13 protein-coding genes are annotated in these 13,668 nt (G+C 48.2%); 1 reads left to right on the top strand and 12 read right to left on the bottom strand.

Annotated features, from left to right (window positions below):
* Positions 1-266 precede the first annotated feature (266 nt).
* From K7P76_RS00065 to K7P76_RS00035, 7 genes are all read right to left on the bottom strand, one after another.
* Positions 267-575 (bottom strand): helix-turn-helix domain-containing protein, encoded by a 309-nt coding sequence (locus K7P76_RS00065; protein WP_232182033.1) that lies wholly within the window; start codon positions 573-575, stop codon positions 267-269.
* Between the two features lie 5 nt (positions 576-580).
* Complete coding sequence (locus K7P76_RS00060; protein WP_232182032.1) at positions 581-976, bottom strand: type II toxin-antitoxin system RelE/ParE family toxin; 396 nt, start codon at positions 974-976, stop codon at positions 581-583.
* A gap of 216 nt (positions 977-1,192) precedes the next feature.
* The gene (locus K7P76_RS00055; protein WP_232182031.1) at positions 1,193-3,385 is read right to left on the bottom strand and encodes an MMPL family transporter; all 2,193 of its coding nucleotides are present in this window, start codon (positions 3,383-3,385) and stop codon (positions 1,193-1,195) included.
* Positions 3,386-3,531: 146 nt separating this feature from the next.
* On the bottom strand, positions 3,532-4,887 hold the full coding sequence (locus K7P76_RS00050) for a GH1 family beta-glucosidase (protein ID WP_232182030.1): 1,356 nt from the start codon (positions 4,885-4,887) through the stop codon (positions 3,532-3,534).
* A gap of 20 nt (positions 4,888-4,907) precedes the next feature.
* Positions 4,908-5,729 (bottom strand): carbohydrate ABC transporter permease, encoded by an 822-nt coding sequence (locus tag K7P76_RS00045; protein ID WP_232182029.1) that lies wholly within the window; start codon positions 5,727-5,729, stop codon positions 4,908-4,910.
* Positions 5,726-6,622, bottom strand: a complete 897-nt coding sequence (locus tag K7P76_RS00040) for a carbohydrate ABC transporter permease (RefSeq protein WP_232182028.1) — start codon at positions 6,620-6,622, stop codon at positions 5,726-5,728. The genes K7P76_RS00045 and K7P76_RS00040 overlap by 4 nt, the downstream gene beginning before the upstream one ends.
* A 95-nt stretch (positions 6,623-6,717) precedes the next feature.
* A complete protein-coding gene (locus K7P76_RS00035; protein WP_232182027.1) occupies positions 6,718-8,088 on the bottom strand; it encodes an ABC transporter substrate-binding protein in 1,371 nt (456 codons plus the stop codon).
* A 283-nt stretch (positions 8,089-8,371) separates the two neighbouring features.
* Between K7P76_RS00035 and K7P76_RS00030 the strand changes: the two genes are divergently transcribed.
* Positions 8,372-9,388 carry a LacI family DNA-binding transcriptional regulator gene (locus tag K7P76_RS00030; protein ID WP_232182026.1) on the top strand — a complete coding sequence of 339 codons (1,017 nt, stop codon included), beginning with the start codon at positions 8,372-8,374 and terminating at the stop codon, positions 9,386-9,388.
* A 134-nt stretch (positions 9,389-9,522) separates the two neighbouring features.
* On the opposite strand, the gene K7P76_RS00025 is transcribed toward K7P76_RS00030, so the two are convergent.
* From K7P76_RS00025 to K7P76_RS00005, 5 genes are all read right to left on the bottom strand, one after another.
* On the bottom strand, positions 9,523-10,908 hold the full coding sequence (locus K7P76_RS00025) for a TolB-like translocation protein (RefSeq protein WP_232182025.1): 1,386 nt from the start codon (positions 10,906-10,908) through the stop codon (positions 9,523-9,525).
* Positions 10,909-10,943: 35 nt separating this feature from the next.
* The gene (locus K7P76_RS00020; RefSeq protein ID WP_232182024.1) at positions 10,944-11,477 is read right to left on the bottom strand and encodes an RDD family protein; all 534 of its coding nucleotides are present in this window, start codon (positions 11,475-11,477) and stop codon (positions 10,944-10,946) included.
* 86 nt (positions 11,478-11,563) lie between these two features.
* On the bottom strand, positions 11,564-11,926 hold the full coding sequence (locus K7P76_RS00015; protein WP_232182023.1) for a VOC family protein: 363 nt from the start codon (positions 11,924-11,926) through the stop codon (positions 11,564-11,566).
* A 78-nt stretch (positions 11,927-12,004) separates the two neighbouring features.
* Entirely contained in the window at positions 12,005-12,802 is a 798-nt protein-coding gene (locus K7P76_RS00010) for a hypothetical protein (protein WP_232182022.1), read from the bottom strand.
* A 272-nt stretch (positions 12,803-13,074) separates the two neighbouring features.
* Complete coding sequence (locus K7P76_RS00005) at positions 13,075-13,377, bottom strand: hypothetical protein (protein ID WP_232182021.1); 303 nt, start codon at positions 13,375-13,377, stop codon at positions 13,075-13,077.
* Between the last annotated feature and the right edge of the window lie 291 nt (positions 13,378-13,668).

Below are 13,668 nucleotides of genomic sequence, written 5' to 3'. Positions count from 1 at the left end.
CTTAGTCATTTATAGCAGCTTCATGCACTATTATAGATTATAGCAAAGGAAAGGGCGTGAGAGAGTGAAGGAGCACAAGATGATCCGGATTCAGCGCATAAAGGCATCTAATCTATTATTGCTCAGTCGGTGTAATTCATCCAAATACATTGCTAGCACGAACCTTCTCGACACAATCGTAACTCTCTTAAAATAAACCCCCTGTCACGAAGACAGAGGGTTACTCGTTTGGGTCATTTGCTTGGATAAGAATCGGTTGATTTCAGCTATGCCAACGCCACAGCCGCAGCTTGATGATGACCTGAATGATCGGATGGCATCAAGGTAATATCCACACCGAGAGCCATAGCCACTCTGATGATTGTATCAATACGTGGTGCAGTTGTATCACTTTCAAACCGGGCAATTGCGGATTGTTTCATCCCTGCTCTTCCCGCCAACTCTGCTTGTGTCCATCCCTTGCTTTCCCTTAGTTCTATCAATGTAACCACCATTGCAGCCCGTTTGCGAATGATTTCAATCTCCTTTTGACTCTCTGGGCTCATATCGTTGACTGTGTCATCCCAACTTCTCATGAGTATCATCTCCTCCCGCTCTTTTTATCTTTTCCCTCAAAAGGATGTTCCCTCATATATTTGTCCCTCAAGCGTCTTGCCTTAGCCAACTCAAGATCGTCTGTTTCGTTTGCATCCTTCGTGTAATGAGACAACATGATAAAGTGATTTCCGTTCCATAGACACATAAATATTCTTTCGTCGAGTGGTCTCAATTCATACAGGTTATCATTTTCCTTGCCCTTGAGGTCCTTGATAATTTTTATTCCGGCACGAGTTCCCTGTAGACGAACACGCTCAATGCAATAAGCTATCTTCTCAAACATAATTCTTGCATGTTTGTCACCTTTGTTTTTCCTATCCTCAATGTCTTCTAGGAAAGCATTGACTTCAGGCAAACTGGCAAATTCAAACTTATACACCGAAACGACCCCTTACACACTATCTTATTCAAAACCATTAATATTATAACTAATACGTTATAATTATAGCGCATTAGTTATAATTTTTAAACTACTGCCTTTCAGCTCCCCATTTATATCTTAGCACCACGATAACCCATCTTCCGATGGATACTTCATTCGAGTGTAATTCTCATTTAATATTTTACCGACAATGCACCAAGAGCTTATGTAGCCTTATCTATTCCAAAAAGGAACCCACCAGTTCGCGCGGCCGAGCAATTTCATGAGAGCCGGAACGACGATGACGCGAATGAACGTAGCGTCGATGAAGATGGCGCTGAACAAGCCGACGCCGAGCGCTTTGGTGATCTCGATGTCCGAGAAAACGAAGGAACCGACGACGACGATCAAGATCAACGCCGCGCTGGTAATCAGACCGCCGGTTTTGGTCAGTCCGACTGCGGTGCTCTGCTCATTATCTCCCGTCCTTTCGTACTCCTCCTTAATTCTCGAGATCAAGAACACCTCGTAATCCATGGAAATGCCGAACACCACGCAGAAAATCGTTACCGGCAAAACAATGCTCACGTAGCCAATGGAAGTGATGTGCAACACGTTCGCCATCAAGCCGTTTTGAAATACGATCACGACGATACCCATGCTGGCCCCAAGGCTAAGCACGTTCATCATCACGGCTTTGAGCGGCAGGAGCACCGATTTGAAGGCAACGAACAGAACCAAATAGGTGATCGCCATCACGAATCCGGCCATAGTCGGGAGCCCGCGATCGATTCGATCCATGATGTCGACACGATTAGCTGCCACACCCGTGATGTAAGAATGAAGACCGCCCGAATCGAATCCTCGAAGCTCGCGTATCAGTCCGGCGGTTTCGGCTGACTCCGGATCGGACTTGGGAACCGCTACAATGAGCGCGGCATTCCCTTTGGCAAGCTTCTGCCCCTCCAATTGCCTCTTGATGGAATCGTTCTGCAGCATTGCAGCCGTTTGATCCGGCGAACGATTTCCCAGAACGGTGATATAGCTTCTGACACTCGTAATACCGGAATGAGCACGAATTTGTTCCGAATAAGCCTGGACTTCCCGGACCGCTTCTATGCCCCATATAGACCCCGGTGCTTCGACGACGATCTGAATCGGGTTGGCCTCCCGGCTATCATACGTTTGCTTCAATAAATCCGATCCCTGCCTGGACTCATAAGCCGGCGGCAGCACCTCGGCGTTCGGGACACCTAGCTTCATGCCGCCAATCGGCAGCATCAGCAGAATCAGAATTCCGCTCATGAGCAGGACAAGAAAAACCGGACGTTTCATAACGGTGAAAGCGATTCGTTCCCAAGCCGTGGAATTTCGCCGTCTGCGCTGCAATGCGGGGAATAATGCCAGGCTGTTGATTTTGTGGCCCAATATGCCGAGCAACGCCAGAAGCAAGGTATTCGACAACAACACGGAAGCCAGAACGACAAGCACACCTCCTAGACAAAAGGCGCGCATGACCGGAAGATCGATGAACAGCATGCCGAGCATACTAATCAGGACCGCGAAACCGGAAAAGAAGATCGATTTACCCGCCTTCCGGCAAGTCGCCGCCACCGCCGTGCTGACCGCACGCTGACGCACAAGCTCCTCGCGGAACCGGCTGACGACAAACAACGCATAATCGATGCCGATCGCAAGCCCGATCATCGTCACCATATTGGGCATAAAATTCGATAACGAGTATTTCTCCGCGATAAAATAAGACGCTCCCAACGTAACGGTAACGCTCATTACTCCTACAATCAAGGGAAGGATTGCCGCCCATAACGTTCCGAAAATCAATATCAGCACAACCAAGGCGACCGGCAAACCCAGCATCTCCGATTTGGACAAGTCCTTCTTCGTCGCCTGCTGAATATCGTACATGATTGCCGTCGGACCATCCACGAACACCTCCATCCCGGCAGGCGCGCGGATCCGGTCTCGGAGTTCCGGGTAATTGTTTAAGGCTTCGGTTTTGCCTAGAGCAAGCTCGATGTGAACCGATTGAATACCGCTGCGCTGGGTTAAACGCGGCGTTTCATTTAGTTTCACGTTACTGACATACGGAAGCTTTCGGAGTTCATCTAGAGAAGAGAGAATGACGGAGATTTCACGGCGACTCGTCAAATCCAGCGTATCGCTGGTGTACACCAAGGTGATCGCCGAAGAGGCAAACCCGAGTTTATCTTGCAACAGGGTATAGCCATGGTCGGAATCGCTGCCGCGAGGAGCAAAGCCGTTATCCTTGAGCAGCTCCGGCACCTTCCGGGCATATAAGCCAAAACCAAAGAAAAGTGCCGCGCAAACCAACACTATGATCCAGCGATTCCGATGAATGGAGAGGCCCCAAGACCAAAAAAAACCTTTCTTTCGCGCTTCACTCATCGGTCTGCCCATCTCCATTTAAACAAGTTTTATCGTGTGTACTTATCCTTCACCGAATAGGTTTCCGTATTCACACTTTTTACAGAAATGAGAAAAGACACCTCCATACGAAGATGTCTTTTCCATCGGCTTTATTCGTTAACGATTTAGTCCGATCCAGGCAACCCGCCCGCCAGCATCACGTTTCTATACCAATAAGCACTTTGCTTAGGAGTGCGAATTTGCGTCCCGAAATCGACGTGGATGATTCCGAAACGCTTGCCGTAACCGTACGCCCATTCGAAATTATCGAGAAACGACCACAAATAATAGCCTTGTAAATTGCCTCCGATACGGATGAAGCGGAGCGCTTGCTCCAGGTGAGCTTGCAAATAGCGAATCCGATCCGCGTCCTCAATCTTGCCGTCTACCATATGGTCGTCTTGCGCGGCCCCGTTCTCCGTAATGTAAATAGGAATATCTGCATAGTCGTCGCGAATGCGGCATAACAGCTTGAATAGCGATTCAGGATGGACTTCCCACCCCATGTCCGTTACCTCGCACCCTTCCTGGACGACCTGTTCCGTCAGGAGCACGGGATGGTCGTTCCCCTCTCGAATGACCGTCCGGGTATAGTAATTGACCCCCAGGAAATCTCCCGGTTCGCCGATGATCTCCATATCTCCCGGAACGATGAAATCGAACTCTCCGATTCGGGGATGGTACCAAGCTTTCATATCTTCCGGATAATCTTCTTTATACAGGGGATCCAGGAACCATCGATTCAAGTGGCCGTCATGCCGTCTGCGCGCCGCCTCGTCTCGTTCATCTTCCGTAGCGCTGTCATTGTGGTCCAGATTCAAAGTAATTCCGATGCGACCGGTTAATCCGAACTTCCGATATTCGCGAATCGCTAATCCGCTGGCAAGCAACAGATGATGCGCGGCAACGATCGCCTCCCGCCAATTCGTATGCCCGGGAGCATGCACCCCGACACCATAACCGAGAATGGCCGCGCACCAAGGCTCGTTAATCGTATTCCAGATCGGAACGTCGGCACCGAAAGTCGCAAACATCACGCGGGCGTAATCCAAATAATAGTCGATGGTGTTCCGATTCACCCAACCGCCCTCGTCTTGAATCCATTGGGGCAAGTCCCAATGATACAGAGTCAACAGCGGCGTTATCCCGTGCTTCTCCATTTCCTCCAGCAAGGAGCGATAGAACGCAAGCCCCCGTTCGTTAAGCACGCCCTTCTCGGGAAATATTCTCGACCAGGAAACGGAAAACCGGTAATGCTTGACGCCTAACTGCGCCATCAACCGAACATCTTCCGGGTATCGCACGTAATGCTCGCAAGCCAGAGCGCCGGTATGTCCGCCGTACACCTTCCCCGGAGTCTCGGAGAACGTATCCCATATCGAAGGAGTCCTGCCGTCTCTATCGGCAGCGCCTTCGATCTGATAGGACGAGGCGGCGACGCCCCACACGAACGAATCAGGGAATTTCTTGCTGTCGCCCATTCATCCCACAACTTTCTGTTTTATATTTTGACTGAACCCGCCAGCGCACCGCTGACCAAGAAACGTTGAATGAACACGTAAAGAACGATCAGAGGACCGGCTACGATGATGATCCCGCACCCGAGCAGCGGCCAATTGTTCAAATATTGTCCGTAGAAGGCGAACAAACCTCGCGTTATAGGCTGATAATCGTTGTCCGATAAGTAGATCGTCGGGCCGATGATGTCGTTCCATACTCCGATCGCCGTGAGCATGACTCCCGTCGCCATAACGGGCTTCACTAGAGGAATGAGAATTTGGAAAATGTAGCGCAAATAACCGCAGCCGTCGATCGCGGCCGCTTCGTCCAGCTCCCGCGATACCGACTTGATATATCCGACGAACATGAGGAACGCAATGCCCGTTCCTCCCGTGCGGAGCAGAATATAACCCCATTGCTCGTTATACATGCCCAGCTCGTTAACAAGCCAGAATTGGGGAACGAGCGGATTCGGCAAGAAAAGCGACATCGTGAAGAACAAATAGATAAGATTGGAAAACTTCACGTACCTTCGCGCGATCGGGAACGCCGCGAACAAAGAAAGCAGAATGGACAATAGGGTCGAAACGACCGTATACAGAAGGCTGTTCCATATATATTTCGAGAAATCCCCCTGCTTCCAGGCGGTCGAAAAGTTACTGAACCGGAATTGTTCGAACAGGCCGACCGGGGATTTCAAATGTTCGATTTGGGTTTTCATGGACACATTAAACAAATAAAATAACGGGATTAAATAAATGATCAGAACAGCTAGCACGATCAAATAACGAGTGGACAACAGCCATCTGGATTCCCGGTTCACAAGTCCACCTCTCTTCTTCGCAAGGCCACCAAAGAAACGAGCGCGATTGCGAATACGAACAGGAACAGCACCATCGCGCCTGCCGAAGCAAGGCCGTAATCAGCCGTCGTATTGTTCGCTATAGCATCGCGGTAAATATCGAATGCTAACGTTCGGGTATTAAACCCGCCATTCGTCAGGACATAAATAATATCGAACGTCTGCAAGGCCCCGATAATGGAAAGCAGCAAATTGACGGTAGTTGACGGAGCGATCATAGGGAACGTCACGTGACGGAACGCTTGCCATCGGCTGGTGCCGTCTATATACGCCGCATCGTACAAATCCTTAGGGATGGATTGGAGACCGGCTAGGAAAATCGTCATCGAATACCCCATATACATCCATATTTGCACGAAAATAACCCACTCGAAGGAGGCACCGTAGCTAGACAGAAAACCCGTATCGAGATGCAGCTTCTTGAACAATTCGGTTAAGGGCCCTCCGAGTGGATTCATCATCATGCGCCAGACGAGACCGGAGACGGTTACGCCAAGGACGACGGGCAGGAAGTAAGTCGCCCTGATGAAGGAATCTGCCCGAAGCTTCCGATTGACGAGCAGTGCCATGAACAAGCCTACGACATTCTGAACCAAAACGACTAAAAAAGCGAACTGCAACGAATTGCGGATGGAACGGAACCGTTCGGCTTGGTCCGAAGAGTTGAACAGCCTGTCGTAATTCTTGAATCCGACGAAGTGCCATTCCGCTCCAGGCAGGCCCGTCGCATTCGTGAAAGAGAAAAACACGGTCGCCACGGAAGGTCCAAAAGCAAATATGACATATAACAGAAGCGGCAGCATGAGCAAGGCCATTGGCAAATGCCTCGCGATTCCTCTTCCGAATGGGTACATCCTATACACCTCTCAGTTTCATTTCTGAAAGGCAGTACGGGGCCTGAATACAGCTTCAGACCCCGCCAGCCTACTGCTATTCATCTTCCGATTTGTTACTTCGCCGCATCCCATTCCTTCTGCGACAGCTCAGCCAATTCCTTAGGCGTCTTGATCGGTCCTGCAGGGGAAAGGAATTCCGCATGCACGCTGGAGCCGCTGACATGCTCGCCCGCATTCTGGCGGTTAATGAACAATTGGTCCCATGCCAGCTTGAAGTTAGCCAGATAAGGGGAGATTTCGTTAATGAAAGGATCTTCTACCTGTACGTTCTGCGTCGGAAGGAAGCCCGAAGCTTTGGCGAAGGCGGCATAGTTCTCCGGTTCGGACTGCATAGCCAACCACTTCAAAGCCGCGTCTTTGTTCTTAGATTTCTCGAGGACCATCCACGACATATCGTATTTGCCGGCAAGAGAACCGTTCTGCGCGGCATCGTTGCTGCCCGGAATCGGGAAGTAGCCGAATTCAAGGGTAGGGTCCAAGCCTTTGAGCGTTGGCGCATTCCATGTACCATCGGCGATCATGGCAACCTTGCCGCTAGCGAACAAGCTCGGCAGCGAGGCATAATCGATTCCCATTACTCCGTCAATGGAGTTTTGCAGCAAATATTGCGCCTTCTCCAACACTTCAAGCGCGTTAGCGTCGGTGAATTTCGTGGATCCCGTCCACAGTCCTTTAATAAATTCACCTTGATCCTTGATTACGGAAGCGGACAAGCCTTGTACTGCGAGGTTATAAGGCCAAATGTCTTTGCCTGCAAAACCGAGAGGAGTAACGTCTTTCGCTTTCAAGGCATCTACGACGCCTTTGAACTCATCCCAAGTGGTCGGGACCTTCAGATTATTGTCCGCGAAAATTTTCTTGTTGTAATACAGTCCGGAGAAAGCCACTTTCCCCATGTTGATTCCGTACACTTTGCCGTTGTAGGTCGTCGAGTTCTGAACGTCAACCGGATTGTAACTCTTGACGAATTCTTCATTGGACAAATCCGCGATCAGACCCGTATCGATCCATTGCTTCCACAGCGGATCTTGCGCGCCGGCCGCCCATTCTTGCGGAATGGGAGCGAAACCGCTCTTAAGGGCGAGAAGGTCCGTATCGTTGGCGTTGATCCGGGTTTGTTGGAGCTGATCGTAAGTTGCATCGGACGGCACGACTTGATAGTCGACCGTAATATTAGGGTAACGCTCCGTGAACTTCTTGTTGAATTCCTCGTAATACTTGTTTACCGGTTCGTTAATCCAGTGAATGATCTTAAGCGTTACCTTCTCGGCAGGAGCTTCTTTGGATGGTTCCGCTGAGTTGGAAGCCGGGCTGGAAGCCGAAGGCGAGTTGGATGACGCTTTATCATCGTTTCCTCCGCCGCAAGCAGCCAGAACGACGACCATAACGATAGCCATAAGCAATCCTGTAACTTTTTTCAACATGATATTTCCCCCTAATTAATTTTGAAAACGCAAACGAAACCGCTTTCGTAACTTCATCCTTATTATTCCAACCATTTTCGATTTTGTAAAGAGGAGTTGGGAAAATTTTTAGATTTTTTTTACAAAAGACTTTCAAAAATGTTAAACTCCTTTCCCTATCAAGCTTTTGTTGACTCGTATAACCAATGAAATTACAATGGTTACATAACTACTAAACGAAACGTTACGAAACCGGTTTAGAAATAGCTGACACACATCTGATTTCAAGGAGAACCTTAGACTTATGAATATAAAGACGATCGCTCAAATGGCCGGGGTTTCCGTAGCGACAGTATCGAAGATTATGAACAACTATACGGACGTCGGAGAGGATACCAAGCAGCGGGTGCTTAAAATTATGGAGGAGACCGGGTACAAGCCCTCCTCTTCGGCCAAAACGTTGGCGACCAAGAGATCCAACCTCATCGGAGTCGTGTTCGCGGGCGAATTGAATTCGGATCTAAGCCATCCTTTCTTTATCAGCGTTCTCGATGCGTTTAAGAGACAGATCGGCGTGCTCGGTTATGATCTCCTCTTCTTCTCCAACGAGAAATTTTCCCAGGAAAAAGAAGATTATTGGGCGCGCTGCCGCCATTTCCAAGTCGAAGGCTGTATTATTATCGCGGGCGACCAAGTAGAGCCGAGCATCCATATGCTCGATCGCAGCGATATCCCATGCATCGGCATCGATATTCGATTATCGGGAGACAATTCCGCCTACCTTATGTCCGACAATGCCAAGATTTCCTCGCGGGTCGTCGAGCATTTCTACATGTCGGGATACCGGGATATCGGTTTCTTAGGCATCAATCGCGTTAGTGAAGTTACGACGACGAGGGAAGTCGCTTTCAAGGAGTCCCTCGAAATGTTCGGATTAAACATGAATCCCGATTGGTTCGTCTATAGCGACGATTTCGAGGAGGAAAGCGGCTATAGGGCTATGAAAGCGATGATCGCCCGCGGTCAACTGCCGAAAGCGCTGTTTGCCGTAACCGATCTTCTAGCCTTCGGAGCCCTTCGGGCCATCAGAGAGCATGGGCTTCGCATTCCCGATGACATCGCATTGATTGGCTGCGACGATCTTCTGGCTTGCCAATATACCGATCCCGCCCTTACCTCGGTCAAGCAGGATAAGGAGAAGATGGGTAAACTGGCCGCCATGATGCTGTACGACATGATTAATAAACAAATGGATCCAAAATCCGTAATCATCGAAGCGGAGCTGGTCGTGCGGCAATCTTGCGGAGCCAAATCTATCTAAGCCGAAGAAATTTTACGATTCTCCGTCTGCCATGGGGGTTAGCAAGCGCCGGAAGAAATCGAGGTAGCGAAAAGCCGGCAAAGTTGTGAAAGGCCATCCTTTGCGGGATGGCCTTTCTAGTGCAGTTAGTTAACTCAAAGATCAATGACCCCTAAATAAGCTTGCATCGGATCTGACGGCGGGGAGATGAGCGCGACGAGATGAGCGCCATCAGGCGTCCATTGATATTCGCTAATCTGCATGTAATCTTGCGTTAATAGCTTCGTTCTTTTCCCATCATTGTCGGCCAGCGCGATTTGGGTACCCTCAACGACGTCGGCCGAGCTAACCCCGATCGCACCGAGCAAATAAGCAAGTCGCGTACCATCGGGCGAAAATTGAAACTGCGAAGGACCGAACCTTCCGCCTTCCCTCTCGCTTTCGTAATAATGCAGCGGCTGGTCCGGACTGTCTGGTGTTGCTGTGTTAATGCCCGAATACTCGTCTAAGCCGGTCGGCCATGCAACCTCGGACTTAACCTCACCGTCCGAACCATAGAACTTGAACGATCCTTGATCGCTAATGAATAACTGCTTCGAGATCGGCTCAACGACGCTTCTTAAATATTCGTAATCGGAGGTATCTACGATTTGCCGTTCTATGCCGCTCTCCAAATTAACGATTTTCAAGCCGACGACATCATCGAAACCGTTATTTGCAACAAGAGAGACGCCAGGCTCCAACCATTCTATGCTTCCCCAAAAGGCTTTATCGTAAGGCAAAATGCTCGTTTTCTGCGAAGCGATATCATACCGGGCCAGCTCGTAATACGGGCCTGCTCCATCTCCAATTTGCTCGCCCGTATCGTGCAGAAACAGAAAGCCCGAAGAATCCGGCAGCCATAACGGCTGCCAATCCTCCGTTCCCGATGTCCATTGCTTCTGTTTTCCCGTCGATTGATTGACGCCCCAAATACCGTGGTTACCCGTTCCGTAACTGACCGACCAATGGCCGTCAGGACTTACATCTCCATTGCCCGTATTCGTTACGAGCTGTTCACCTATCAGCCTGTATGTTCGACGATTCATCGAATTTTCGGCATCATATGCGTCCCATCCGACGGCATCTCCGATCTTGCGCAAGCTGTATGAAGACATCAATTCAACGCTGCTCTCCCATACGACGGTCGACTGGCCGGTTCGTAAATTCACGCGGACAATTCTCGTCGTCTCCGGATCGTACTTCCTAGCGGACAGTATGACTTCATCCGTGCCGACGGCAACCAAACTCTCGCAATGATATTCTTCCATTGATAACTTTAATACTTTCGAGAAATTGCGCTGGAGCAAGGTTTCGATCGACACTTCTGACTCTACCGACTCTTCCGGTGCAGGGGAAACCACGATAATCGGGGAAGGAGTCGCGGAAAGCGAGGGCTCGGCCATCGCTTGAGCTTCCGGTTTTACCGGTTCGTTGCCGCAGGAAGTCATCGTAATGGTGAGTGCTACGATTAATGTTGCTATCAACAGTTTGCGATACAAGTGGCTTCACCTCAGAGCATGAGATCGATGAATTCTTAATTTTTGTATCTTACAACGGTCCCCGAAATAATGTCATATACAGTTTGTTTATTTTTGCTCCATAATGGACTTATCAAGTAAATGAGTGCAAGACCGTAAACCGTCGCCAATAATGAATAAATTAATGATTCGGGGTACTCAGCAGGAATGACCATGTGCCAAATGGTGAAGTGGGCTAGTTCCCAAGGAACGAATTTAAGGGCGGAGCGAAATAGCGAGGATCGGAGTCCGATTGATTGACCGTAAACTCCAGTCACCACAACCCCCATTTTTCGTTTCCCCCATGTAGCATGCGATTTCGATCCCTCACATACGGCAAAATAAAGATATACAGGTAGAGTAATGAATAGAAACCCAGTGATCTCAGCCAACAAAGGATTTGTCGTAAACAGCGGAATCAACAAAGGTCGTATAAGAAAAGATACGCCGATCAGCAAGATGATGTAGCCCGAAATGATAACATAATCCCATAAAAAGGCGATTATTCGGGTGCCTAAAGATACGCTTTTTAACTTTTCTCGCCTATGCATAACTTTACCCCTCCTGCAAACCCCTCCACTATAGTTTCCCGTTAGCTCAACAAAGTTAATGGATACAGCATTAGTATTGTATGACCTTACAATTGTATAACGCTTATCATATTTCCATTTACATCGGTCAAATCAAAACGTTTAGGCTCACCAGGTCTTAAGCCAGAAACTGTAACACCCTTCTCTTGTAACCTATTTCTAACTTCCTCGACATCCTTGACGGCAAAATTAAATGGAGTGTATTTATTAATAGGATGGAAGTCTGAAACTTGCACTAGGTGAAATCCACAATTCGGTGCTATTGCAAGACCACCCATTCTTTCGTTTCTCCAACGTAAAACAAACCCAAAGACATCTTGATACCATTTCAACGATTCTTGAAGGTTTTTTACAGGAAGGAATACTGCATCGATACGTTCAACAAACTGTTCAACAACTTGCTCACTCATCCTATACACCTATTGGAATTTTTATCCACTTTCTTAAAGTAGCATTCATTCTAACTTGTGTAAACTACCACTTGAGCATTACTGCCCGCGTTTCTTCTTAATTAACTTAGGCGCACTCAGAATTCCGGAGGGCAGCAAAACATAATCATCAGAAAAATGCTTGCCTCCCGTAATCCAATTCTCAGGGCCATAAGCCGGGGTATGCAAGGGCAGTTGATGCAACGGACCAAATGTGTTACGGCGCGTCAATATAACTTCGAGTTCCAGACTAGCCGTTTCTCCCCGTTTCGCGATATCTGAAATGGCTGCTTCATAAGGCTGCCAAGCGATCATCCTTTCTTCCCCATCAGCCATCTTTACTTTGATACATGCGGCTTCGAAATCGGGTATTTCCAGGAATGTTTCGGTATTGCCAGCCGAATCTAAAGAGTCTAATTGCTGATTGGCAGCATTAACGATGTCCGCATTAATTTGATAAGTCACCTTGCCACCATAAAAAGGAAAACCCTGTTCCGTGATGCAGCCGATATTAAGAAACTCTGGCTGTTTAATAAATGTCCTGATTCCCTGATTAAGCTGAACGCCAAACTTACCAAGTAAATAAAGCGCTTCTAAGTCTATCCCTTGATGGAAAAGTGTTTTAAGCTTAACTTTATTCGTTCCAGCCGCCCAATAATTGGAAGGTATAATGATTTGCACAAAAGAACGATCAACCCACCATTCCAGGTTCCCCAACGCTTCTACCCCAAAACCATTTATCTCTATTTTAAAATGATCAGGACGTTCCATAACGAGGAATATCGGGGGACAGGCATTAATGAGATCAAACCACTCATCCCCCATATACTCCGTGACAAGACCTGTACGTGAATGCATAAAGACCCCGCCAAAGCCCATGTCATGCAAGACGTGGATTTGCCTAAGCAATTCCGCTTTATCTAATGTTCCATTCTAGGACCAAAAAGGCTTCCCTCTGAAAGCCGCTGTTGGCTTCTTAAACAATTCGTATAATTCCTCTTGCTTCCTCATACCTCTCTGATCACCCTTCTTAGGTTAATCGTTTTCTGGGGAGCAATCTATGGCTCGCTTCGCGCCAATAATGCCAGCCTCATGCGACTGGCATTGATGACATGCCTATTGGGTACCGACTAGCTCAACAACGTTGCCCATTTGTAGTCAAGTAACATGATTATTTCTGCAGTTCCTTCTGTATTAAAACCAATGGAAGCCATGTAAATATCTTCTTTTGCTTCTGTTTGATTTATTCCGCCCAACGATATTTCACCTATAAATTTCTTTTTCTTTGAATCATAATAATAATCTATGTTTCGTTCTGCTTTATCAATGGCATATGTAGCACCGTACAACTCTTTAATATCGCTTTTCAATTGGCCGATCTCGGCTCCGCGCGCTGTTTTATATATTCCTTTTGTTTCCTCTCTTAATCCCATCCCAACAACCTTAACATCCCGGTAGAAGACATTGACGCCAAAATCATATTTAACGCCTACCCCCAGGCCGCCGTCTGCTCCATAACCAAGACTCTTTTCAACATCTGAGCGCAGGTCACCATAGCATATTTTCGTGGAATCCCCTTGTTTAACGGCTTTCCAGGAGAAGTCCCCTTCCCTCTATAGGGAGGGGATGAATTTCGGCTAGGCGAAGCCTAGAATCTTCGTGCTCGAAGTCATGACCTTAAAAACTTATAATGAGCTCGGAAATCTAGATATAAGAACAAGTGT

Source organism: Cohnella silvisoli, from assembly GCF_021190915.1.
Classification (GTDB): domain Bacteria; phylum Bacillota; class Bacilli; order Paenibacillales; family Paenibacillaceae; genus Cohnella; species Cohnella silvisoli.
The sequence above is the reverse complement of the archived record's forward strand: the minus strand, read 5'-3'. Positions and strand labels throughout refer to the sequence as shown.

Coding starts and splice junctions, on each gene's coding strand:
- K7P76_RS00065 (WP_232182033.1), bottom strand. CDS start 575: ATGAGAAGTTGGGATGACACAGTCAACGATATGAGCCCAGAGAGTCAA.
- K7P76_RS00055 (WP_232182031.1), bottom strand. CDS start 3,385: ATGAGTGAAGCGCGAAAGAAAGGTTTTTTTTGGTCTTGGGGCCTCTCC.
- K7P76_RS00050 (WP_232182030.1), bottom strand. CDS start 4,887: ATGGGCGACAGCAAGAAATTCCCTGATTCGTTCGTGTGGGGCGTCGCC.
- K7P76_RS00040 (WP_232182028.1), bottom strand. CDS start 6,622: ATGTACCCATTCGGAAGAGGAATCGCGAGGCATTTGCCAATGGCCTTG.
- K7P76_RS00035 (WP_232182027.1), bottom strand. CDS start 8,088: ATGTTGAAAAAAGTTACAGGATTGCTTATGGCTATCGTTATGGTCGTC.
- K7P76_RS00030 (WP_232182026.1), top strand. CDS start 8,372: ATGAATATAAAGACGATCGCTCAAATGGCCGGGGTTTCCGTAGCGACA.
- K7P76_RS00020 (WP_232182024.1), bottom strand. CDS start 11,477: ATGCATAGGCGAGAAAAGTTAAAAAGCGTATCTTTAGGCACCCGAATA.
- K7P76_RS00015 (WP_232182023.1), bottom strand. CDS start 11,926: ATGAGTGAGCAAGTTGTTGAACAGTTTGTTGAACGTATCGATGCAGTA.
- K7P76_RS00010 (WP_232182022.1), bottom strand. CDS start 12,802: ATGCATTCACGTACAGGTCTTGTCACGGAGTATATGGGGGATGAGTGG.
- K7P76_RS00005 (WP_232182021.1), bottom strand. CDS start 13,377: ATGGGATTAAGAGAGGAAACAAAAGGAATATATAAAACAGCGCGCGGA.